The 23,570-nt window shown below is 71.1% G+C and carries 17 protein-coding genes; 5 read left to right on the top strand and 12 right to left on the bottom strand.

The features are described 5' to 3' along the window. Positions 1–20: 20 nt before the first annotated feature. Together OHS57_RS20040 and OHS57_RS20035 are read right to left on the bottom strand one after the other, a co-directional pair. Positions 21–1,109, bottom strand: a complete 1,089-nt coding sequence (locus tag OHS57_RS20040) for a HoxN/HupN/NixA family nickel/cobalt transporter (protein ID WP_328582880.1) — start codon at positions 1,107–1,109, stop codon at positions 21–23. 228 nt (positions 1,110–1,337) lie between these two features. Beyond that, positions 1,338–2,798, bottom strand: a complete 1,461-nt coding sequence (locus OHS57_RS20035) for an MFS transporter (protein WP_328582879.1) — start codon at positions 2,796–2,798, stop codon at positions 1,338–1,340. 245 nt (positions 2,799–3,043) lie between these two features. Between OHS57_RS20035 and OHS57_RS20030 the strand changes: the two genes are divergently transcribed. After that, the gene (locus tag OHS57_RS20030; RefSeq protein WP_328585114.1) at positions 3,044–3,454 is read left to right on the top strand and encodes a MarR family winged helix-turn-helix transcriptional regulator; all 411 of its coding nucleotides are present in this window, start codon (positions 3,044–3,046) and stop codon (positions 3,452–3,454) included. A gap of 25 nt (positions 3,455–3,479) precedes the next feature. Here the strand turns inward: OHS57_RS20030 and OHS57_RS20025 are convergent, their stop codons facing one another. Next, the gene (locus tag OHS57_RS20025; RefSeq protein WP_328582878.1) at positions 3,480–4,994 is read right to left on the bottom strand and encodes a phosphoesterase; all 1,515 of its coding nucleotides are present in this window, start codon (positions 4,992–4,994) and stop codon (positions 3,480–3,482) included. 2,262 nt (positions 4,995–7,256) lie between these two features. Between OHS57_RS20025 and OHS57_RS20020 the strand changes: the two genes are divergently transcribed. Further along, positions 7,257–8,138, top strand: a complete 882-nt coding sequence (locus OHS57_RS20020; RefSeq protein ID WP_328582877.1) for an alpha/beta fold hydrolase — start codon at positions 7,257–7,259, stop codon at positions 8,136–8,138. Between the two features lie 29 nt (positions 8,139–8,167). Here the strand turns inward: OHS57_RS20020 and OHS57_RS20015 are convergent, their stop codons facing one another. The 9 genes from OHS57_RS20015 to OHS57_RS19975 form a co-directional block, all read right to left on the bottom strand. Continuing rightward, complete coding sequence (locus OHS57_RS20015; protein ID WP_328582876.1) at positions 8,168–8,557, bottom strand: PPOX class F420-dependent oxidoreductase; 390 nt, start codon at positions 8,555–8,557, stop codon at positions 8,168–8,170. 34 nt (positions 8,558–8,591) lie between these two features. Further along, positions 8,592–10,742, bottom strand: a complete 2,151-nt coding sequence (locus OHS57_RS20010; protein WP_328582875.1) for a TerD family protein — start codon at positions 10,740–10,742, stop codon at positions 8,592–8,594. A 97-nt stretch (positions 10,743–10,839) separates the two neighbouring features. Continuing rightward, positions 10,840–11,751, bottom strand: a complete 912-nt coding sequence (locus OHS57_RS20005) for an SDR family oxidoreductase (protein WP_328582874.1) — start codon at positions 11,749–11,751, stop codon at positions 10,840–10,842. Between the two features lie 40 nt (positions 11,752–11,791). Continuing rightward, positions 11,792–13,024, bottom strand: a complete 1,233-nt coding sequence (locus tag OHS57_RS20000; protein WP_328585113.1) for a beta-ketoacyl-[acyl-carrier-protein] synthase family protein — start codon at positions 13,022–13,024, stop codon at positions 11,792–11,794. 29 nt (positions 13,025–13,053) lie between these two features. Next, entirely contained in the window at positions 13,054–13,299 is a 246-nt protein-coding gene (locus OHS57_RS19995; RefSeq protein WP_041987002.1) for an acyl carrier protein, read from the bottom strand. A gap of 131 nt (positions 13,300–13,430) precedes the next feature. Then, positions 13,431–15,587 carry an acyl-CoA dehydrogenase family protein gene (locus OHS57_RS19990; RefSeq protein ID WP_328582873.1) on the bottom strand — a complete coding sequence of 719 codons (2,157 nt, stop codon included), beginning with the start codon at positions 15,585–15,587 and terminating at the stop codon, positions 13,431–13,433. A gap of 243 nt (positions 15,588–15,830) precedes the next feature. Next, complete coding sequence (locus OHS57_RS19985; RefSeq protein ID WP_328582872.1) at positions 15,831–17,126, bottom strand: beta-ketoacyl-[acyl-carrier-protein] synthase family protein; 1,296 nt, start codon at positions 17,124–17,126, stop codon at positions 15,831–15,833. Further along, positions 17,123–18,205 carry a beta-ketoacyl-ACP synthase 3 gene (locus tag OHS57_RS19980; protein ID WP_328582871.1) on the bottom strand — a complete coding sequence of 361 codons (1,083 nt, stop codon included), beginning with the start codon at positions 18,203–18,205 and terminating at the stop codon, positions 17,123–17,125. Before OHS57_RS19980 ends, OHS57_RS19985 begins: the two co-directional genes overlap by 4 nt. 165 nt (positions 18,206–18,370) lie before the next feature. Further along, positions 18,371–20,647 (bottom strand): terpene synthase family protein, encoded by a 2,277-nt coding sequence (locus tag OHS57_RS19975; protein ID WP_328582870.1) that lies wholly within the window; start codon positions 20,645–20,647, stop codon positions 18,371–18,373. 174 nt (positions 20,648–20,821) lie between these two features. On the opposite strand from OHS57_RS19975, the gene OHS57_RS19970 reads away from it, so the two are divergent. The 3 genes from OHS57_RS19970 (at position 20,822) to OHS57_RS19960 (ending at position 23,444) form a co-directional block, all read left to right on the top strand. Beyond that, positions 20,822–21,472, top strand: a complete 651-nt coding sequence (locus OHS57_RS19970) for an HhH-GPD-type base excision DNA repair protein (RefSeq protein ID WP_041987016.1) — start codon at positions 20,822–20,824, stop codon at positions 21,470–21,472. After that, the gene (locus tag OHS57_RS19965) at positions 21,469–22,995 is read left to right on the top strand and encodes a M28 family metallopeptidase (RefSeq protein WP_328582869.1); all 1,527 of its coding nucleotides are present in this window, start codon (positions 21,469–21,471) and stop codon (positions 22,993–22,995) included. Before OHS57_RS19970 ends, OHS57_RS19965 begins: the two co-directional genes overlap by 4 nt. Before the next feature lie 146 nt (positions 22,996–23,141). Continuing rightward, on the top strand, positions 23,142–23,444 hold the full coding sequence (locus OHS57_RS19960; protein WP_041987019.1) for a type II toxin-antitoxin system VapB family antitoxin: 303 nt from the start codon (positions 23,142–23,144) through the stop codon (positions 23,442–23,444). Positions 23,445–23,570 lie beyond the last annotated feature (126 nt).

Below are 23,570 nucleotides of genomic sequence, written 5' to 3'. Positions count from 1 at the left end.
GAAAGCAGCAGCAGGGCCCGTCAGTCGGCCCGTCCATCCGCCGGCAAGGCCTGGACGGGCCGCAGGTCCGCGCTCCACTTCTCCTCGATCCGGCCGTACTTCCACACCAGCAGCGCCAGCACCCACGTGACGAAGAACAGCCCGACGATCACGAACCCGACGATGTTCAGGTCGAGCCCGCCCACCCAGTCCCAGAACAGCCCGTGCAGCCCGAGCTGGTCGGCGAGCAGGCCGAGCAGTTCGACCGTGCCGATGATCAGGGCCACGGCCACCGAAAGGCCCGTGATGGTGAGGTTGTAGTAGACCTTGCGGACGGGCTTGGAGAAGGCCCAGCCGTAGGCGAAGTTCATGAACGAGCCGTCGATGGTGTCGAGCAGCGACATACCGGCGGCGAAGAGGACCGGCAGGCAGAGGATCGCGTACCAGGGCAGCCCGGAAGCGGCGCCCGACCCGGCGAGCACGAGCAGCGCGATCTCGGTAGCCGTGTCGAAGCCGAGCCCGAAGAGCAGGCCGAGGGGGTACATCTGCCACGGCTTGGTGATCGACTTCGTGACCCGGCCGAGCAGCCGGTTCATCAGACCGCGGTTGTTGAGCTGCCGCTCCAGCGCGCCCTCGTCGAAGCGGCCCGAGCGCATCCCCCGGAAGACCTTCCACAGGCCGATGAGGATGATCAGATTGATCGCGGCGATCAGATAGAGGAAGGCGCCGGAGACCGTCGTACCGATCAGCCCGGTGACGTCGTGCAGCCGCGAGCCGTCGTCCTCGACGGGCCCGGCGAGGGTCTTGATCCCGAGCGAGAGCAGGACCGCGAGGCCGAAGACGATGCTGGAGTGGCCGAGGGAGAACCAGAAGCCGACGGACAGCGGCCGCTGCCCCTCGCCCATGAGCTTGCGGGTCGTGTTGTCGATCGCGGCGATGTGGTCGGCGTCGAAGGCGTGCCGCATGCCCAGCGTGTACGCGGTGACGCCGATACCGATCCCGAAGGCCTGCGTACCGACCTTGTGGTGCTCGGGGGCGACGACCGCCACGAGTGTGACCCAGCCGATGACGTGCAGCGCGAGGACGAAGGCGCCCATGCCGCCGAGCCGGGTCCACTCCTCGCGGGTCATCGAGGCACGGACGCGACTCCAGCGAGAGCCCCCCGCCCCCGCACCGGGTGGGGTACCCGGTGCGGTCCCTGATTCGGGTCCTGGTTCGGGTCCTGATCCGGCGGGGGGCTGAGGCTGGGTGTCGGACGACACGGTGAGCACGGTGCGGCGGCCTTCCTTCGGTGGGTCTGCTTTCGCCACCTTGGTGCGCCGTGCCCGTAACTGCAACCTATGTGCAGTAAAGCTCCGTCACTGCTTCGACAGGTCGGCGTCGACAACAGGCACGGCCGAGGTCGCCACGAGCGAGGGACCCATCTTGGCGCGGGCCGGAATGCCGAGGACGACCAGCGCGGCGACCACCGCCGCACCCGTACCGATCATGAAGGCGACGCGGAAGCCGCTCTCGGTGGGGATCGTGACCGGGCCGAGCCGGGTGGTCATATGGGCCAGCACCACACCCATGACCGCGCTGGAACTCGACGTGCCGATGGAACGCGCCAGGCTGTTCAGGCCGTTGGCCGCCGCGCTCTCCGACGGCGGTACGGCGCTCATGATGAGCGCGGGCATCGCCGCGTACGCGAAGCCGACACCGGCGCTGATGATGGCGGCGAACGCCAGCACGCCCCACGTACTGCCCATCAGGCCGAGGGCGGCACCGTAACCGACAGCGATGATCAGCGCGCCAACCAGCAGCGACAGCTTGGGCCCGTAAGCCGCGGAGACCTTGGCGGCGAAGGGCGAAACGGCCATCATCACCAGCCCGGCGGGCGCCATCCAGAGGCCGGCGGCGAGCATGGACTGGCCGAGGCCGTACCCGGTGCTGCCGGGCAACTGGAGGAGCTGCGGGGCGACGAGCGACATCGCGTACATGGAGAAGCCGACCACGACGGACGCCAGGTTGGTCATCAGGATCGGCCGCTTGCCGCTGGTGCGCAGGTCGACCAGCGGGGCGGGGTGGCGCAGCTCCCAGAGGCCCCACAGCAGCAGGATCACCACGGCCCCGCCGAACAGTCCGAGCGTCGTGCCGCTCCCCCAGCCCCAGTCGGCGCCCTTGGAGATGGGCAGCAGCAGACACAGCAGCCCCGCGGAGAGGGCGAGCGCGCCGAGTACGTCGAAGCGGCCACGGGCGGTGACCGAGGACTCCGGTACGAGCAGCAGCGTCAGCAGCCCGACGACGAGGCCGAGCCCGGCCGAGCCCCAGAACAGCGCGTGCCAGTCGGCTCCTTGGGCCACGGCGGCGGAGAGCGGCAGCCCGAGCGCGCCGCCGACACCGAGCGACGAACTCATGACGGCCATGGCCGAACCGAGCTTCTCGGCCGGCAGCACGTCCCGCATGATGCTGATGCCGAGCGGGATGACGCCCATCCCGAAGCCCTGCAGCGTGCGGCCGATCACGACGGGCGTCAACGAGTCGGCGGGCGCGCACACCAGCGAACCTATGACCAGCAGGGCGGTGCTGATCAGCAGCATCCGCCGCTTGCCGTACAGATCACCGAGCCGCCCGACGACCGGGGTCGCGATGGCGCCGCCGAGCAGGGTCGCGGTGATGGCCCAGGAGGCGTTGGCCGCCGAGGTGTGCAGGAGTTGGGGCAGATCAGGGATGAGCGGGACAACGAGCGTCTGCATCACGGCGACGGTGATGCCTGCGGCGGCGAGGACGCCGACGATGACGTTGCTGTTGCTGTTGTCCGGTCGGGAGGCTTGCATCATGCACAGAGTATGCATGATGCAAGGCGTGTGCACCATGCATATCTGCCGGGGTAGGGTCGGGGAGAACCAGGTGAAAAGCCCCAGGAGGAACAGGCGTGCAGACGGACCGGGAAACGGACCGGGAACCCGACCGGCGTGAGGCCGCGCGACGGGACGCTCAGCGCGACGCTCAGGGGGACGTGCGGCGGGACGCGCAGATCGAGGCGATCGAGCGCGAGCTGAGACTGGTCGGCCGGCACGCCACGATGGGCTCCCTCCACCAGTGCCCGCCCGGTGTCCGGCTGGAGCGCAGCGCCCATCTGCTGCTCAGCCGGCTCGAAGCCGAAGGGCCGCTGTCCATCGGCCAGCTCGCCGACGCCTTCGGCCTCGACACCTCCACCGTCAACCGCCAGACGGCGGCGCTGCTCCGCGTCGACCTGGCCGAGCGGATCCCCGACCCCGACGGCGGCATGGCACGCAAGATCCGGATCACCGCGGAAGGCCTGCGCAAGCTGCGCGCCAACCGCGCCTGGGCGACGGACGGCCTCGGCACCGTGCTGGAGGACTGGACCCCGGACGAAGTCGCCACGCTCGCCGACGCGTTGCGGCGGTTCAACACGACGGTGGAGGAGAAGGAAGGCCGGCCGTGGCCCCGCGCCGCCGAGGCGGACGGCTGACGCGGAGCCGACGTGGCCCTGGCGGCTAACGGACCTTCACGAAAACGGGGTTGGAGTAGAACCACAGGTCGTCCCAGGGGCTCTCCAGCCCGTCGGCGAGCGGCTCGGCCTCGTCCGTGCTCGTACCGCGCACCCGGGCGTACAGGTCACCCTCGACGTCCCGCAGGGTGTGCCGGATGACGTAGTCGTTGCGGTGCTTGTCCCAGTCGCGCGGGCCGAACCGCGCGACGACCTTGGTGGTCGGGTTGGTGTCGGAGTCGAGATCACGGCTCGGTCCCGTGATCTTGCCGACGATCAGGTCGACGCGGCGGACCTGCGGACGGTCGCCGTTGGCGTTCTTGCCGTCCAGCGGCCGGAACCTGATCTCGATCTCGACGTCGGTACGGCCCCGGCTGCTCACGGCCAGCGTCTCACCGACGGCCGCCGAGCGGCCGTGGTTGCTCGCGCTGACGTCGAGGCTGGTGACGAGGTCGCCGGTACCGACCCAGATACGCCCGTTGCGGAGCCCGTCCATGATGTCGGCGTAGTCCTGCCGGGCCAGCACATGCGTCTTGCTGTACTCGCCGGGCCAGAAGTCGGAGCCGCCGCGCGTCCAGTGCACGTGCGAGTCGGACGTGGCGGTGATCCACCAGCGCCTGCCCTCGCCGAGCAGCGCGTCCCACAGACCGCCGACCCGGGCGGTCATCTGGTCGAAGCCGCCGTGGGTCGGGTAGCTGCTGTACGAGCCGCGCGCACCGCCGTTGAGGGGTCCGGCCTGGTGGCCGGGCGCGCCCTCGAAGCCGACGTAGATGTCGGGCGCCGCGTTGTTGCCGTTACGGAACTCGCGGGGCGTGTCCTGCCCGTACACCCCGAGACCGGTCGCGGACCGCGAGGCGTGGTGGGCGATCACCAGCGGCTTGCGGGGCATGCCGCGCGCGGCCTTGAGGAATTCGACCATCTTGGCCTCGGTGTCCCGCGCGGGATCCGTGGGGAAGGCGTCGAACTTGGCGAAGCGGCTCTCCAACTCGAAGAGCTGCTGGGCCTCTTCACTGTGGTGCGGGATCATGAGCGTGTGGTGGTCCAGCGCCGGGGCGTCGAACTCCATCCCCCAGAACTGCAGCACCTCGGGCACGAGCCGACGCGAACGCAGCAGGTCGGGGTAGGCCTGCTCCAGGTTGACCTTGGAGTGCGTAGGACCGCCGTGGTCGGTGCACATGGCCCAGGTGAGGCCGAAGTTCTTGGCCATGATGGCGTTGGTGACGATGGGGTAGACGGCGTCGGCACCCTTGTGGAAGACCGGCGGGTTCTTCGTCGTGTCGAACTCGCCGCTGTACTCCGAGTGCACGTGGTGGTCGCCGGCCCGCCACACACGGCTACGGGAGTCACCGCCGTGGGAGTCACCGGACTTGCCCGGCTTACGCTCGTCGTCGTCGGCCCAGGCCGTGCCGCCGCCCACCAACGGACTGGCAGCGGCCAACGTGGCCCCGACACCGGCGTACTTGACCAGGCGCCGCCGCGACATCGCCGCGTTCTCGGGATCTTCGCTGTTCTTGTCCTTCACGTGAAGCCTCTCATTCGACCGCTGGGGGGCAACCACTGCTGGGGGCTCACCGAGTGTCGAAGAGTAAAAGGAACGCAAAGTGAACGGAGTTGAGGAGCCACGAGAACAACGAGACGGAGACCGGGCCCGAAACGCCGAGATGGCTTCACTTCGCGGTCACATGAAGGCGCGCGGCCCCGGACCTGTGCGGGCGGTGACTTGAGGCAACCGTGAGGCCGCCCCAAGGGGGACGACTTGGACGCGGCGTCCTAGAAAGCTGCCCGGACACGCGCACGGAGGTAGTGACGACGATGGAAGCGACGAGCTTCGCGGACGCGCTGGGCTGAGCGGGGCTGGGCGGGGCGGGGCTGGGCGGGGCGGGTGATGGCGGGTGCGGGTCAGGGCGGCATGAGCCAGGAGCTGTGCGGGCCGGGAAGTTAGCTGAGCCGAGGGCCGCCCCTGGGCTTTGAGTGTCGCGGTTCCGGTCCGGGCGTCAAGGGCGCTCCTGCGTCGCGTCGGCTTCGCCGATTGCGCTTCGCTTAACCCTTGACTCCCGGCCCTCCACCGCAAGTGCTTCTTTGAGGGGGGGCGGCCGGGGGGGGCTCCACGGGGGAGCTGGGCTCGTGGTGGCGGGTGCTTGGCCGGGCGGCGGGTGCCACGCACCAGTTGCATGGGGGGACTCGGCCCGGCTTAGCGTCCACCCCCACCGGGCAGCGGTTGCGACTCATGCCCCGCTGATCACTGCGAGTGGGGGGAGGTCGGGAGGATGCCCGGGCGGGGGTAGTGGGGCCGGGGCAACGGGCCGGTGGGTGGGGCGGGTGCGGCTGGGGTGACGGAGGGTAGCCCGTGGGGCGGCCCTCGGCCGCCTTTTGCGTGGGTGGTTGCGTTAGACGCGCGGCGGGACGCATCAGGCCGGTGCGGGCACCGGGCGGTGTGACGGGAGTGTCCAGCGAGGCGGCCGTCAGGGGCCTTATGCGTGGGGCACATGAAGCCGGTGCGATCCTCCGAGAGGCGAGGCGGGTGGGACGGAAGTGCCCAGTGTGGCGGCCGTCGAAGGCCTTATGCGTGGGGCGTTGCGTTAGACGCGCTGCGGGGCGCACCAGGCCGGTGCGGGCCCCAGGCGGTGGAACCGGTGTGACGGGAGTGTCCGGTAAGGCACTCGACGGGCGCCTTTTGCGTGGCGGGTTGCCTTCGGTGCGCTGCGGGGCACATCAAGCCGGTGCGTTCTCCCGAGCGGCGAGGCGGGTGTGACGGGAGCGTCCAGTGCGGCGGCCGCCGGAAGCCTTATGCGTCGCGGGTTGCGTTAGGCGCGCTGCGGGGCGCACCAAGCCCGTGCGATCTCCCGAGCGGCGAGGCAGGTGCGGCAGATGGGTCATCCGTGAGTGGTGGCATCCCACACACCCCGGCCCGCAACAGGCCCCAGGTGCAGCTCACCCGCACCGGAGCCGACCGGGACTCCATGGCCCCACCCGTCACACCCGCCCCGACACCCAGGGCCCTCCACCCACCTGATGCTCCCTGCGGCGCGCCTAACGCAACACAGGACGCAAAAGACGCCCGATGGCCGCCCCACCAACCACCTCAGTCACAACCATCACACCCGCCCCACCCACCGACCCGCTGCCCGGCCCAACCACCCCAACCGGGGCGCCCTCCCGCCCCACACCCACTCACAGCGACCAGCGGGGCATGAGTCTCAGCCGCTACCCGGTGGGGGTGGACGCCGAGCCAGCCCGAGTCCCCCCATGCAACTGGTGCGTGGCACCCGCACCCGGCCAAGCCGCCGCCACCACGAACCCAGCTCCCCCGTGGAGCCCCCCGGCCGCCCCCCCCTCAAAGAAGCACTTGCGGTGGAGGGCCGGGAGTCAAGGGTTAAGCGCAGCGCAATCGGCGAAGCCGACGCGACGCAGGAGCGCCCTTGACGCCCGGACCGGAACCGCGACACTCAAAGCCCAGGGGCGGCCCTCCGACCAGCCAACTTCCCGGCCCGCACAGCCCCCGGCCCATGCGCCCCGACCCGCACCCACCGCCCCACAATGACCAGCGGGGCATGAGTCCCAGCCGCTACCCGGTGGGGGCGGACGCCGAGCCGAGCCGAGTCCCCCATGCAACTGCCGCGCAGCACCCACACCCGGCCAAGCACCCGTCAGGGGCGGCCCTCCGACCAGCTAACTCCCCGGCCCGCAAACCCCCCGGCCCACGCACCCCGCGCAGCGGAGTACGCGCAGGTCACGCGGCGAAATTCCGGGTGCGCTCCGTCGCCGGCCGTGGCAGGCTCCCCGCATGCCGGTCATTGGTGTGTCTCCCGAGGTGTCCATCGCGTACGAGACCTTCGGCGACCCCGGGGATCCCCCGGTCCTGCTCGTGATGGGATTCGGCGCGCAGATGATCGCCTGGCACGAGGACTTCTGCCGGGCGCTGGCAGACCACGGCCGCTACGTGATCCGGTACGACAACCGCGACTGCGGCCTGTCCACCACGTTCGACGATCACCCCGTCGACATGGGCGAGTTCATCGCCGCCGTCAGCTCGGGCGACATCCGCGCCGCGCTCGCGATGGTTCCCTACCGGCTCCTCGACATGGCCGACGACGGCCTCGGCCTGCTCACCGCGCTCGGTGTCGAACGTGCCCACGTGGTCGGTGCGTCGATGGGAGGAATGATCGCCCAGACGATGGCCATCTCCTCCCCCGAGCGGGTGCTGACCTTGACGTCGATGATGTCCTCGACCGGCGAGAGTGAATACGGCCGGCCCAGCCCGGAGGCCCAGGCGGTGCTGTTCGGTCCGAAGCCCGCCGACCGCGAGGGCTACGTCGCGGCGGCGGAGAGGGAACTGGTCTGGGCGTCCAAGCGATACGGCAACGCCGCAGCGTTGCGGGAACTGGCCGCCGCGAGCTACGACCGCGCCTACTACCCGGCGGGGATCGGACGGCAGCTCGGCGCGATGATCCTCAGCGGTTCACGCGCGGACGCGCTCCGTGAACTGCGCGTGCCGACCCTGGTGATCCACGGCCTGGACGACACCCTGATCGACCCCAGCGGCGGAAAGCGCACCGCGGAGCTGGTGCCCGGTGCCGAACTGCTGCTCATCCCCGACATGGGCCACGACCGCCCGCGCGAACTCTGGCCCACGATCATCGACGCCGTGGTGGCCCACACCCGCTGAGCAGGCACGTGCCATCCGCCGGACAGGCCCTAGCCGAGGGTGATCCGGATGCCGACGGTCCCGTCCGCGCCCCGCCGCAGGCGGCTGCCCAGCAGCGTAAGTCTGCCGATCAAGCCGTACTTACGGCCCAGGAGACCGCGGTAGTGCTTGGTCTGGACGCCGTCCAGGATCTCCGCCCGCCCTGCGACCGGCTCACCCGACGGGTTGCCCCGCAGGTCGCAGGCGGAGACCACGACGTCGGCGCGGTTGCGGATCCGCTTGACCTTGCCGGAACCGGTGACCGTCCAGACACCGAGGGCGTCACCGTCACGGATCACCCACACCGGGGTCGCGACCTCCCGGCCGTCCCGACGGAAGGTGGTGACCAGGAGGTACTTTCCTGATGCGAGACGTTCGAGGTCCGCTCGGCCATCTGTCATGCCGGAAGGCTATGCCACGGACCGCCCGCCCGCCCTACCCAGCAGTCGCGCCAACTCCCGCATCCACGCCCACTGCCTCCCCCCGTTGCGGGCGCCTCGCAGGCGCGGGCCGGTCCAGGGCCGCGACGACGTTCGCGCAGAAGCGGTCCACACAGTCGTCGACACTGCGGATGAAACTGGACTCCGCATGGCCCCGGGTGTTGCCCATGCTCTTGAACAGGGACAGCCGGAAGCCGGTGATCTCGGTGTCCCCCTTGGGCAGCAGATCCGCCGGCTCAGGCCGAAGCCGCTCCAGGGTGCCGCGCGGCCCCGTCGCCCCCTCCGGCACCAGCGTCTGGATGTGCAGGTCGGCCGGGGCTTCGTCGAGTTGGCGAACGAGCCGCTTGGCCCAGGTCAGCGGGTAGCCGGTCGCCGGGGCCGGGATGTCGATGGACGTGCGCAGCCGGCCGGTCCGCAGGTCCGCCGCGAGCGCCAGCACTCCCGGCGCGCCCTCGATGCGCAGTTCGGCGTGGAGCCGGCCCTCTTCACACAGCAGGTCGGCCAGCGCGCCCCGGCGGCCTTGCGGGTCGGCCGTGCGCCTCACGCGCTGGACGGGCAGCACTTTCTGGCCGAGTTCACCGCCCAGGCGCAGACAGACCTGCCGTACGAGCCGTTCCCAGCTCTCCACGACATCGACGGCGCGCGGATCCCCCTGGCACAGCGTCTCGTCATCGATGCCGTTACGGACGGGGACCCAGGCGGGGCCCATGTTCTGGAAGCCGTGGCAGCCGGAGTTCTCGTGCTGGAGGTAGTGGAGCAGTTCCTGGAGCAGCCAGGCGTGCGCGGCGTTGCCGACTCCTTCGTGGCGGATCAGCAGCTGCGCCTGGTGGGTGACTTCGGCCCAGGACAGATGCCGTAGGACGACCTTGTGCTTCCGTCGTCCGTCGACCTTGACGTCGACCAGCGGACGCCCTTCCAGGGCCACGTCGTTGCACAGGGTGATCACGGCTTCGTAGCCGCGTCGCGCGGCGATGTCCATGTAGTCCTGGACCTGTTGGGGCTTCAACGGGTTGCCGTTAGTCTTCGTCTCGACCAGCGCCGTCCACAGCTTGCCCGCGCGCTCGACCCGGATGATGCCGTCCGGCCGCTTCGGAGTGTCGCCGTGCGGCAGGGAGACTTCGGTGAATGTCTCCATCCGCCCGACCGGTGCCCCGAAGCCGGCCATGAGCCGCCGACCGAACTCGGGGACCTGCGCCATCACCGACAGCAGGACGGATGTCGCCCGCGTCTCGCGCTCCCGGTCGTTCTTCAGCGACGGTACGGGGAACAGCCGTGCCGCGTGCCAACTGTCGTTCTCGGCGAGGGACTTCCGGGCCACCTTGGGCAGGGTGACCTTCTTCTTGACGGTACGGGGCCGACGTACCGGCGGCGCCGGGACCGGGACCTCGCCCTGACCTTGCACCGCCACCTGCGCTGTTACGTGGACCGACGCCTGCGCCGGCGCCTGCTCCAGCGCCACCTGCGCCGGAATGATCGCCGACGGCCCGGTCGCGGTGCCCGTATTCACGCCGTCGTCAGGCTGCGGCGCGGCAGCGACCACCGCAGGGACGTCGCTCTCGTCACCGTCGGCATGGACATCACTGTCGGCCTCCGCCGCGTCGTCCACGTCGATGCCGAAGTCCGTTGCCAGACCGGCCAGACCGGTCTCGTACCCCTGCCCGACGGCGCGGAACTTCCACTCGCCGTCGCGCCGGTAGAACTCGCCGAAGACGAAGGCGCTCTCCGGCCCCGCGTCGTCGATCGAGAACCCGAGGATCCCCTCACCGGTCCGGTCGGCGACGGTGAGCCGTAAGCCGTTGAGCTCGCCGAACCGCGCGCCCTCGTACCGGCTTGCGGCTACGACGATCCGTGCCACGTCCGGCGCCATCGCCTGCAGATCGATGCTGATGCGGTCCTCGCTGCCGCTGTCCGTGGGCGTCTTGCCCAACAGGCTCACGCTGCCGTCAGCGGCGACCGCGTTGTTGTAGAAGAAGAAGTCGGCGTCGGTCCGTACCTTCCCCTCCCCGCCGAGCAGCAGTACGGACACGTCGGCATCCCCGTCGCCCTGCTCACTGCTCCAGCTCAGCCCCACCTGCAGGGACCCGGTCCCGGCGTCCTCACTCAGCGTCGCCAGCACGACGTTGGCGCCCTTGGCCATTTCGCGCATGCCACCCCACCCCACCTCATGTGACGCACCGCACACTCACGGTGCGAGGTGTGCACTTTAGCGCCCGAAGTACCCCGTTCGGTGGGCTATGAAGCAATTAAGCAGAGTCGACCCGGGAGTCGACAGGAGAGCCGGCTCGGTGCCCCCTGTCGGCCGCTCCGCCCGCGCCCAGCAGACCCGTTGTCGGCATCCCCGCCGCTCTCCCTTCCAGCTCGGGGAGTTGGCGGCGCGCGCTGCGGGTCACCGCGCCCGGCAGGGCCGACCGCAGCAAGTACGCCGTCCGTAGCCAGGGTTGGGCGTAGACGTGACGGGCGCGGCGTTCGATACCCGCCGCCAGGCGGGTGACGGCCGGGGGCAGGGGGGACGTTCGGTTGGCGGGCCAGGGCATGCGGGCGCGCAGGTCGCGCAGTACGGCGTCGTCGGCCGCGCCCCGCGCCATGTCCGTGTCGGTCCAGCTGAGATAGCCGACGCCGACCGTCACGCCGTGGTGGGCGACCTCGGTGTGCAGGGTGTGGGCGAAGGCCTCCACGCCGGACTTCGACGCGCAGTAGGCGCTCATCATCGGGGCGGGCGCGAGGGCCGCCAGTGAGGCGATCTGGAGGTAGTAGCCGCGTGCCGCCAGCAGCGCCGGGAGGAACGCGCGGGCCGTGACCGCGCCGCCGATGAGGTTGACCTCGACGACGCGGCGCCACGCGTCCGCGTCGGAGTGCAGGAAGAGGCCGCCGGCCGCGACACCGGCGTTGGCGACGACGACGTCGACCGTCCCGAAGCGGTCCGACACGTGAGCCGCCGTACGGGACATGGCGTCCGCGTCCGTGACATCCGCGTACCAGTGGCCGGCCTCGCCCGGCAACGACGCCGCCACCCGCGCCAGTTCGGTCTCTTCGAGGCCGACCAGCGCGAGTCGCGCGCCGCGAGCGGAGAGCGCGTGGGCCAGTTGCTCGCCCACGCCGCGCGCCGCGCCGGTGATGACGGCCGTACGTCCCCGGAGGGCCGATTTCGTGCTCATGGAAGCTCCTTCGGGGACGTACGGGCAGGGGCGAGGACCGTTACGCGCGTTCCAGCGCGACCACCGCGTTGTGCCCCCCGAAACCGAACGAGTGGCTCACCGCCCGGTCGATCCGGTCCAGCAGCCGAGGCTGCTTCGTCACGCAGTCGATGTCGAACTCCACAGACGGCGCGTCCAAGTTGGCGATCGGCGGTACGACGCCGTGCTGCAGGGTCAGCACGGTCAGTCCCGCCTCGATCGCGCCCGCCGCGCCCATGCAGTGGCCGAGAACGCCCTTCGGGGCCGTGACCGGGGGCCGGTGGGGGTAGACCCGGCTGATCAGCGCCGCCTCGGTGGCGTCGTTGAGGGGGGTCGACGTGCCGTGCGCGTTGACGTGATCGACTTCGTACGCGCTCCAGCCCGCGTCCCGCAGCGCCGCCTCGACCGCGCGCTGCGCCACGGCGCCCGACGGGTGCGGGCTCGTGGGGTGGTGGGCGTCGGTGGTGGCGCCGGTGCCGGCCAACAGCGCGCGGGGGACCGCGCCGCGCGCCCGCGCGTCCGTCTCCCGCTCCAGCACCATGATCGCCGCGCCCTCCCCCATGACCAGACCGCGCCGGTCGGTGGCGAACGGCCGGCACAGCAGCGCCGGGTCGTCGTCGGGTCCTGCCGTCGCCGCAGCGCCCGAGCGGGCGAGCCCGGTCATGGCGACGGGGAAGACGATCGACTCGGTGGCGCCTGCCACCGCGATGTCGCACTGCCCGGTCGCCAGCAGGTCACGCGCCACCGACAGCGCCGTCACGCCGGACGAACAGGCGGTGCACGGCGCCATGCTGGGGCCTGTGGCCCGCATCTTGATGGCGATCTCGGCCGCCGGCATGTTCGGGATGGTCAACAGGATGCCGGTGGGTGAGGTGGCCTCGGGGCCGCGCCGGTCGAGGGCGACGGCCTGTTCGGTGAGGCTCGCCGAGCCGCCGCTGCTGGTGCCGACCACGACGGCGACCCGGGTGCCGTCCCAGGTCGCCGGGTCGAGCCCGGCGTCGGCGACCGCCTCGCGCGCCGCGAGCAGCGCGAACTTGACGTACCGGCCCATCCGGAAGGCGGTACGGCCGCCGACCGCGGCGTCGAGGTCGATGCCGTCGACCGTGCAGGCGAAGTCGACGACGCAGTCGCGCAGTTCGGGGACCCTGCGGGCGGGCGAGACCCCGGCGTTGACGCCGGCCCAGGTGGACTCGGTGTCGTTGCCGACGGGGGTGATCATGCCCAGCCCCGTGACGGCGACGGCGGGTTTCGTCACGATGGGCGCGCTCGTCACGATGGGCGCGATCACGGCGTGACGCCCACAAGTGCCTTGTCCAGGAAGGCGGAGATGTCGGCGAGGGTGGCCGTCCTCAGTACCTCTTCGGCGTCGGCGTCGACGCCCAGCGTCTCCTTGATGATGACGGCGAACTCGGCGACGGCGAGGGAGTCCATCTCCAGGCTGTCCATCGTGGCGGAGGGGATGATCTCGTCGGCCGGCACCTTGAAGGTCTCGGCGAGAACCTCGGTGATCTTGGGGTGGATCTCGTTCATGTCAGTTCCTTTCGAACGGAGTTGAGGGGTCTCGGCCAGCAGGTAGGCCGCTCCCCAGTACGTGCACAGGACGACGCGCAGGCCCCAGCCGGCCGCCGCCTCCCGTACGCGTCGTACGGTGCGGTTCGCTCTCACCGCGTCCGCTGGAGGGACGGCCGGGCTGACGGCTCGGCGGACGGCTGAGCGGATGGCTGAGCGGATGGCTGAGCGGATGGTTCGTGAACCGGTTCGTGAACCGGTTCGTGAGCCGGTTCGGTGTGCCATGGCGCGGCCGGGTCGTCGTACGCGCCGGTGTAGTGCGCCCGGCCGATGGGGTGGTCGGCCAGGAGTTCTTCGGGCAGGGCGAACGCCGCGACGAGCGTCGGGGCGCTGCCCGCAAGTTCCGCGATCAACCGTTCGACGGTGTCCGGCAGTTGATCGATGTGGTACGCGGTGAGCCGGCCGCGCGCCAGCAGATCGCCGCTGTTGCGGTCGATCCAGCGCAGCGCGAACAGCCGTTGCAGCGCGCGCAGCAGGCCGTACGCCTCCGTCCCCGGCGCCAGCGTGTCGACCGCCGTCGCGAACGCCTCGGCGGCCCGCCGGTACGCGTGGGCCTCGACGGCCCGCAGGGCGGCGCCGGACGCGGCGTTCCAGCGGGCGACGGGGTCGCCGTGCGGTACGCCGCCCATCCGGGCGCGGGCGCGGGACAGCCACATCTCCTCCACCTCGCCGAGGAGTTCGGTGAGGTAGCTGGTGTCACGGAGATGGCCGGTGTCCCGGAGATGGCCGGTGTCCCGGAGACGGCCGGTGTCCCGGAGACGGTCCGTGTCGCGGAAGGCGCCGGAGCCCGCGAGGTCCGACCGCGCCGGGCCCGCGGTCTCCGTCCCCGCCGGGCCCCCGGCGGCGAACAGCATCTCCGCCGCCGCCTTCGTGTAGATCGCGACGTTGTCACCCTCGGCCGTGATGGCGCCCTCGATGCCGGCCATCAGGTCCGTCATGCCGTTGTTCTCCAACAGCCCCTGCGCACCGCAGCGTTCGCGGCACTCCAGGATGATGTCCCTGGCCTGCCAGGTGATCCACCCCTTCGCGACGGCGACCAGCCGCTCCGCCTCGGCCTTCGTCTTCTCGGTGTGCGACTCCCACGCGGCGAGGGCCGTACGGTGCAGCAGGGTCATCGCGAAGACCGTCGCCAGCGCCTCGACCAGCGGGCCGTGGTGCGTGCGGTGCGCGATGACGGGGATCCGGTCCGCCGCCCGCGAGCCGCTGATCAGCCGGTTCCCGCCGTACCGCACGGCGAGCGCCAGCGTCGTCCGCGCCGAGCCGACGGCGCAGGCGCTCATCGAGAGCTTGCCCGGGGTAACCCGCCCGATGGAGGCCAGGAACCGTCGGCGGCGGTTGCGCTGCGCGCTGCTGAACCCGCCGTCCGCGCCGAGCCTGCCCTGGGCACCGCCGAGCAGCGCGTCACGGCCGACGAAGACGTGGTCGAACGAGGTCAGACAGTGGTCGACAGGGCTGCCGATACGCGGCGGCAGCCGCCGTACCCGTACGCCCGGCAGTGCCCGTACGGCGTCGGTCAGCGGCGTCAGGAAGAGAAAGACCCCGTGGTCGGTGCCGTCCACCAGCAGCCGGGCCGCGACGACGCCGCTCTTGGGGCCGCCGGCCGGGCTGGTGTTGGGCATGAACTTCTGCGCACCCGCGTGCGGGGTGTGCAGCACGAATCCGGCCCGTTCGCGGTCGTACGTGGCTGTGGTCTCGACGGCCGCCGCGTCGTTGCCGTGCGCCACCTCCGTACAGAGGAAGGTGCCGACGCGGCGCAGCGTCACGAAGTCCGCCAGATCACGGCCGCCCGGCGCGTCCCCTACCCCGCCGTCGTGGTCCAGCAGGCTGCCGAGGAACAGGTTGTAGTGGATTCCGGCGACCGTCGTGAAGGCCGGATCGACCGGGCCCAGCCACTCGTGGAGCGCGGCGAGGCCCCGGGGGTCGGCGGCCAGCCCCGCCGGGCTGTCGAGGGTGTCATTGACGGTGCGCAGCCGCGCGTACGCACGCGAAAGGCGCTCCTGGGGCGAGGCACCGGGACCGCCGGGCGCGGCCATTTGGCGGAACGATTCTGCGGCGGCGATCCTGCGCCACGGTGCGTGCTCGCGGTGGAAGTCCGTACCGAACAGCACGTCGGTCAGCCGGTCGACGACAGGTCCGGAGACAGGTCCGGACACAGGTCCGGAGACAGGTCCGGAGACAGCGCCGGAGACTGCGCCCGGGGCTGAGCCGAGGCCGGGGCGGGACGGGCCCACGGCGGTGTTGTTGATCATCACGGTCACGCGAGGAGAACGACAGGGAATCGCTGAAGAAACGACACTTCAGCACTCCCGCGCGTGAAACATTCGTTCGGCCGTATACCTCGTCCACTTGGGTGTCGACCACCCGGATCAGCGGTTTCACCCCGCCGTTCGGCGCAGCGGAACGCAGAACACAGCGAACACAGCGCGGAACACGGAACACGGCGGAGCACCCGGCCGGCGACCTCGCCCGGCCGGGTGCCACGACAAGAGACCTCAGGCGCGGCGGAACGCCAGCGCCACGTTGTGCCCGCCGAAACCGAACGAGTGGCTGACCGCCGTCTCCACCCGCTGCCGCCTCGGCTGCTTGACCACGAGGTCGAGATCGTCGGCGATGTCGATGTCCGGCGCGTCCAGGTTGGCGATCGGCGGGACGACACCGTGCTGGAGCGTCAGCACCGTCGCCACCGCCTCGATCGCCCCTGCCGCCGCCAGCGTGTGTCCCACCACGCCCTTGGCGGCCGTGACCGGCGGCCGGTGCGGGAAGACCCGGCTGATCAGCGCCGCCTCCATCGCGTCGTTGAGCGGGGTCGACGTGCCGTGCGCGTTGACGTGTTCCACGTCGTACGCGTTCCAGCCCGCCTCCCCCAGCGCCGCCTCGACGGCCGCCTGCGCGCCACGGCCCGTCGGCTCGGGGGCCGTCGGGTGGTACGCGTCGGTGCTCGCCCCCGCGCCTGCCAGCAGCGCGCGCGGCGCCCGGCCGCGGGCCAGCGCCGCCGACTCCCGTTCCAGTACGAGCATGGCGGCGCCCTCGCCGATCACGAACCCGTCGCGGTCGGCGGCGAAGGGCCGCGAGGCGCCCGCCGGGTCGTCCGTACGCCGGGACAGCGCGCCGAGCCGTGCGAAGGCCGTCACCACCAGCGGCGTCAGTACGGACTCGGCGCCGCCCGCCACGACCAGGTCGCACTGGCCGGTCGCCAGCAGGTCCTTGGCGGCGGCGATGGCCGTCGCCCCGGAGGCACAGGCCGTGGCCGGTGCCAGGCTGGGGCCCTGGGCCTTGAGCGCGATGGCGACCTCGCCCGCCGCCGCGTTCGGGATCATCATCGGCACCAGCAGCGGGGAGACCGCGTCAGGCCCCTGCTCGTGCAGCTTCAGCGCGTTGTCGACGAGTACGGAGACGCCGCCGACGCCGACGCCCAGCACCACGCCGACCCGGCTGCCGTCCCAGGTCTTCGGGTCGAGTCCGGCGTCGGCCACCGCCTGGCGCGCCGCGATCAGCGCCAGCTTCACGAACCGGGCCATCCGCCAGCCGGACCGGCCGCCGACCGCAGCGTCCACATCGAAGCCACCGGTACCGCCGGTGCCGCCGCTGCCGCCGCTGCCGTCACGACCTCCGCCGCCCGCGCCCCCGATCGCGCAGCCGAAGTCCACCGGCTGCCCGGCCAGTTCGGGCAGCCGGGAGGCGACCGAGCGCCCGGCGCACAGGCCCTGCCAGAAGGACTCCTCGTCGGCGCCTGCCGGGGTCACCACGCCCACCCCGGTCACCGCCACCGAGCCGGCTGTTTTCGTCACGATGATTCGTTCCTTTCGTCGTTCTGAGCGAGGTCGTTCTCTGCGAGGTCGTTCTCAGCGATGTCGTTCTCTGCGACATCGCTCTGGGGCGCGGGCCAGCGCAGCGCCGCCGAGCCCCAGGTGAGACCGCCGCCGAAGGCCGTGAGCAGCACCCGGTCGCCGGTGTGGAACCGGCCCCGGCCCGCCGCGTCGGCCAAGGCGAGCGGGATGGACGCGGCGCCGGTGTTGGCGACCCGGTCGAGATGGATGACGCAGCGCTCCGCCGCGATACCGACCCGGTCGGCGACGGAGCGCAGGATCCGGGCGTTGGCCTGGTGGGGTACGAAGTGGTCGACGTCCGACGCCGCCCAGCCGACCTCGTCCAGCAGGGAGCGGCAGGAGCCGGTCATCCGCTCGACGGCGTGCTGATAGACGGCGCGGCCCTGCATCCGGAAGAACTCGTCGCCCGCCGGGGGCGGTTCTGCCGTAACCGCAGAGCGAGCCCGGGAGCGGGCGCCGCCGCCCGGCACGGTGATCAGGTCGTATCCCGTGCCGTCGCTACCGAGGTCGAAGGCGAGCAGCTCGCCGGGATCGCCGGTCCGGCCGGCCGCGACCAGCGCGGCTCCCGCGCCGTCGCCGAACACCACACCGGAGGAACGGTCCTGCGGATCGAGCCAGGCCGAGTAGACGTCGGCGCCGACGAGCAGCACCCGCTCGAAGAGGCCGGAGACCACCAGGCCCTGGCAGACGGCGAGTCCGTAGACGAAACCGCTGCACACCGCCGCGATGTCGAGGGCGGGGGCGGTGCCGAGGCCGAGCCGGGCGGCGAGCGCGGGCGCGGTGGCCGGGCAGAGGTGGTCGGGGGTGGCGGTGGCCAGCACGACGGCGTCCACCGGCCGGCCCGCCGCCGCCGATCCGCGCACCAGCGGCTCGGCCGCCTCGTACGCGAGATCGCCGGTCGACTGCCCCGGCGCGGCCCGGTGTCTGCTGCCGATGCCGGTACGGCCGCGGACCCACGCGTCGTCCACGCCCCAGGCGGCGGGCAGCGCCTCGTTCGGGACGGGCTCGCCAGGGACGCGTCCGGCGACGGCTTCGATCACCGCCGCCGTACGCCCCGCCGTACGCCCGTCCCCTCCGTGCTTCCCGGGCCCTCGGTGCCTCCCGGGCCCTCCGTACCGCTCACGCGCATATCCGTTCGCCACCCACGTCCCCCATCCACTCGATCTGCGTCGACCGGATGGCGAACGGATTGCGCCCTGCGAGGGTTACGGTGCCATTTGGGGCACAGCCGCTACGGAGCCGGCCGAACCGGCCGAACTGCCCGCCGGCAGCAGGATCCTGGCGGCCGATGTGCCGCGCCCCGTCAGCGTCGGCGGCATCCAGCGCGGCTCAGCGCGGTCCTGGAGCAGGTCCGACTCCTTGTAGCGGTGGCAGCCCGCATGCCAGACGAGAATCCCGGAGAGCCAGTTCTCCAGCTCCTTCACATATCCGTCGAGCACCTCCCGCACCTCCGCGCTCAGGTCGAAGTCGTCGTACAGCACGGGCAGTTCGTTCGCGGCGACGTGCTGGAACTGGCGCATGCGCGAGTTCATCAGGTCGTCGACGATGTGCAGCGCCGTCGGATAGTCGCAGTTGAAGAAGTTCTGGACGACGAGGACGCCGTTGTGCACCTCGCCCTCGAACTCGATCTCCTTCTGGTACGAGAAGACGTCGTTGAGCAGGCACGCGTAGTCCTGCGCCGCGTGCTCCAGCGCCTGCATCGGTCCGCTGCGGTAGATCTCCTCCGGTACGACGTTGCCGTGGCCGATCCGGCACAGGCTCATCGTCATGTCCGAGCCGAAGGTCGCCCGGCGCATCTCGATGTAGTCGACGGGCTCGGGGATACGGTTCTGCACCTGGTTGGCCAGCTCCCACAGCCAGCTCTCCGTCATGTCCTCGACGGCCTTGCGGAACGTGCGCCGGGCGTCGAGGTCCATCGGGCCCGCCGTACGCGCCCACAGGTCGGCGAGGGCGCGTTCGAGGCCGGTAGCGGGCAGCGGGGTGTCCAGGGATTCGACCGGCATGAACAGCGACAGGCGCTCGTTGCACGCCTTCGCGCCCGCCAGGTCGCGGGTGGTGCCGTAGACGACCGGGAAGTAGTCGTCCCCGTACGTCCCCCAGGCCAGCCAATCCGACGACAGGTCCAGGCCCTCCGGTGTGGCGTCCGGGTGGATACCGGCCGCGCAGAGCGGCAGGTCGATACGGCGGATCCGGTCCGCGTCCCACACGCCCGAGTTCGGGATGCCGGGCTGTTCCTCCAGGATCCCCATCCGGGCCGCCCATGCGACGACATGCTCGCGTGAGGCGTCCAGATGCGGGCTGAGCGTCGCCTCGAACGGCATCTGGAAGTCGGGCAGTTGCGAGGGTCCCACCCGCTGGAACGGGACATGGCTGTGGCTGCGCAGCCTGGCGGGGCCGCCCGCGGTGAGCGTCTTGAGGAAGTCGGAGGCGGCCGTGCCCCGGCCGACCGGGGTCTTCGGGAAGAGCGGCCCCGCCGTCTCGTCGGTGTCGACGCCGCCGCCGTTCATGTACCGGCTGGAGCGCATGTGCCATTCATGGCCGCCCGACTGCCAGTCCTGGAGGCCCTTCACATAGGCGAGGGTGTCGGCGACGGACGCCGGGTCGGTGCCCTTCTCCACGAACAGCGGGCCCAGTTCGGTGAGGGCGGTGTTGTCGAACTGCTGGAGGCGCGCGGTCAGCAGGTCGTTGACGGCTTCGGCCGCCTCCTGCGTCGTGCAGCCGAGGAAGGTCTCCAGCACGAGCACGCCGTTGCTCAGCTCGCCCTCCTCCTCGATCTCGCGCTGGTACGAGAAGAGGTCGTTGCGCAGATGGACGCCGTCCGAGAACGTGTCGCGCAGGACCCGCAGCGGCCGCGACTCGGCCAGTGCCGCCGGCACCTCGGCGCTGACGTACTCGATGAGCCCCGCGGACCAGGGCGCCCCGCCGACCTTGCGGCGCATCTCGATGTACTCGACGGGGTTGGAGATCCGCTCGGCGTTGATGTTGGAGAGCTCCCAGAGGGACTCGTTCAGCAGATTCTCCGTGGACTCGGCGAACCGCTCCCGCCACGCCATGGACATGCTGGGGACCGTACGGGCCCAGAGGTCGGCGAGGCCGGCCTCCACGGGGTTGGTCGGCTCGGGGAACCCGTCCTTCAGATCCATCGGCATGAAGAGGGGCAGCCGGTCGAGATACGCCTTGCCGCCCTCCCTGTCGTGGTCGCGCTTGAAGATCTCCAGGAAGTGGTCGTCGAAGAAGAACACCCACACATACCAGTCCGTGACCAGCGACAACTGGGGTCCGTCGCAGTCCGGGTGGGTGTACGAGCAGAGCAGCGCGTAGTCGTGGGAGTCGAGGTCGTGCTGCTCCCAGATGCCCGAACCCTCCAGCATGCCCATCTCCCTGGCCCATCTGCTGGAGTGCTCCCTCGCCTCCTCAAGGTGCGGGTTGAGCCGGGCCGGATATGGCATGTAGAAATCCGGCAGTTCAAAAGGCTGTGTCACCGGTGCGCGGCCTTTCCCGAAGGTTCCGGTCCCGAAGGTGCCGGAATTGGTTCTCCTGGGCCGGGCTCTACCCCTCCGCCGGTTGGGCCATTCGCGCGACGAAACAGTCATATGAACACATGGGAATTGCGTGGCGTGCATGCGCCCGCCCGCGAGCCGCGAGATCATTCGGTAATGAGCACCACAATTCGGCTCGCCCAGCAGCCCGAGGCGGACGCCCTGCTCGGCCGCAGCCCGCTGGCCGCCCTGGTCGGCATGCTGCTCGACCAGCAGGTCCCCATGGAGTGGGCCTTCTCTGGCCCGTACACCATCGCCGTACGCCTCGGCGGCGACGACCTCGACGCGCGGCAGATCGCCGCCTACGACCCGGAGGCGTTCGCGGCACTGCTCTCCGAGAAGCCGGCCGTGCACCGGTATCCGGGGTCGATGGCGGGGCGCGTTCAGCAGCTCTGCCACTATCTGGTCGACCATTACGACGGAGATCCGACGACGATTTGGCGAGAAGTCGCCACCGGCGCCGAGGTACTCGAACGACTGAACGCATTGCCTGGCTTCGGAAAGCAGAAGTCGCAGATTTTCCTGGCGCTGCTGGGCAAGCAATTCGATGTACGGCCCACCGGCTGGCGCGCGGCGGCGGGCGCGTACGGGGACGAGGGGTCGTACCGCTCGGCGGCCGACATCACGGGGCCCGAGTCGCTGGCAAAGGTGCGGGCGTTCAAGCAGGAGGCGAAACGGGCGGCGAAGGCGGCCAAGGCAGCACCATCGAAGTCCGCACCATCGAAGTCCGCGAAGTCCGCGAAGGCCGCGAAGGAGACCGGCAAGTGAACCTGGTCCCCCGCAGCCTCGTCGCCACCCTGGCAGCGACCGCCCTCACCGTCCCGCTGCTGCTCGGCGCCGCCCCGGCGCACGACCAGGCCAGGGACGCGGCCAGGGACGCGGCGCGGCTCTCCCGCGAGCTCGTACGGGACGCGTCGGCCGAGAGCGCCTACCGCCATCTGGAGCGGTTCCAGGCCGTCGCGGACGCGTCAGGCGGCAACCGCGCCGCAGGCTCGGCCGGCCATGAGGCCTCGGCGCGCTATGTGCACGACCAGCTCGAAGAGGCCGGCTACGACGTCGCGTACGAGCCGTTCGACTTCACGTACGTCGAGACGCTCGCCGAGAAACTGACGGTACGGGCGCCCGAGCGGCGCGAGATCGCGATCACGGCCATGTCGTACACGAAGTCCACGCCCGAGGGCGGCATCACGGCTGCGGTCGCCGCCGTCCCCGTGGACGCGACGACCGGCTGCGAGCCCGCCGACTACGCGTCCGGGAGCGTCACGGGCAAGATCGCGCTCATCGAGCGGGGCGGCTGCGACTTCGCGGTGAAGCAGCGGAGCGCGGCGGCGGCAGGGGCCGTCGGCGCCGTGATCTACAACAACGCCGACGGCGCGCTCAGCGGCTCCCTCGGCAGCGCGAAGGACGCACCCGCCCCCACCGCCGGAATCCCGACCGGCGGCATCACGCGCAAGGACGGTACGGCGCTGGCCGCCGCGGTCAGGAAGGCCGAGGCGGGCGGGGCCGCCGAAGCGGTGCGGGTCACCATGGACGTACGGCAGCTCCGGGAGCAGCGCACCACCCGCAATGTGATCGCCGAGACCAGGGGCGGCGACCCCGCGCGGACCGTCATGCTCGGCGCGCATCTCGACTCCGTCGGCAAGGGCCCCGGCATCAACGACAACGGCTCGGGCTCGGCCGGCCTGCTCGAAGTCGCCCTGCGGCTCGCCGCGACCCACGAGCGCCCGGACAACAAGGTGCGGTTCGCGTGGTGGTCGGCGGAGGAGCTGGGGCTGCTCGGCTCCGAGGCGTACGTGAAGGCCCGCACCCCCGCCGAGCGCTCCGCCGTCGCGCTCTATCTGAACTTCGACATGATCGCGTCGCCGAACTTCGCCCAGCTCGTGTACGACGGCGACGACTCCGACCGCGAGGGCGCGGGCCCCGGCCCTGCGGGCTCGGCGCAGCTGGAGCGGGGCATCAACGACTTCCTCGACAGCCACGGGATCGCACACAAGGGCGCGGACTTCGACGGCCGTTCCGACTACGGGCCCTTCGTCGCCGCCGGCATCCCGTCCGGCGGCACCTTCACCGGGGCGGAGGTCGTGAAGACGCGCGGTGACGCCGAGCGGTTCGGCGGCGAGGCGGGTGTCGCGTACGACGCCTGTTACCACTTGGCGTGCGACGACCTGTCCAACATCAACATGACCGCTTTCGACAACAACATCGATGTGATCGCCGACGCCGTCGGCAGGTACGCGCACGATCTGGGCCCGCTGACGGCCGGGCCGAGCAGCGCGCCGCAGCGCCCGTAAACCCGGCCACGAACCCGTTCGAGGGAACCAGCGGAGCGGAGGGAACCGCTCCGCTCGTGCATCACTCCCGCTTTAACGGTGAATGTCACTTTTGGACTACGTCGCCTTGGCTGCGCCCGGAGCCGCTCGACCGGTAGGCTTTCCGTGTGATCTTCAAGCGCATCGGTAACGGGCGGCCTTATCCCGACCACGGCCGGGAATCCACCCGGCAGTGGGCGGATGTCGCGCCGCGCCCGGTCCGCCTCGACCAGCTCGTGACCACGAAGGGCCAGCTGGACCTGGAGACGCTGCTCGCGGAGGACTCCACGTTCTACGGCGACCTCTTCGCCCACGTCGTGAAGTGGCAGGGCGATCTCTATCTGGAGGACGGACTGCACCGCGCGGTGCGTGCCGCGCTCCAGCAGCGCCAGGTGCTGCACGCGCGGGTGCTGGAGCTGGACCGGGGCTGACGCCGAGCGGCGGGGGCGGAAGACCGCCCGGTGACCGCCTTGCGGACCGCTCCGAGGGTCTTCGACTGAGCCTTTCGGGGGCTTTCCCACCCTGTCGGCGCAACCTGTTGATCATTTAGTAGGAAA

Source organism: Streptomyces sp. NBC_00370 (genome assembly GCF_036084755.1).
Classification (GTDB): Bacteria; Actinomycetota; Actinomycetes; order Streptomycetales; family Streptomycetaceae; genus Streptomyces.
The sequence above is the reverse complement of the archived record's forward strand: the minus strand, read 5'-3'. Positions and strand labels throughout refer to the sequence as shown.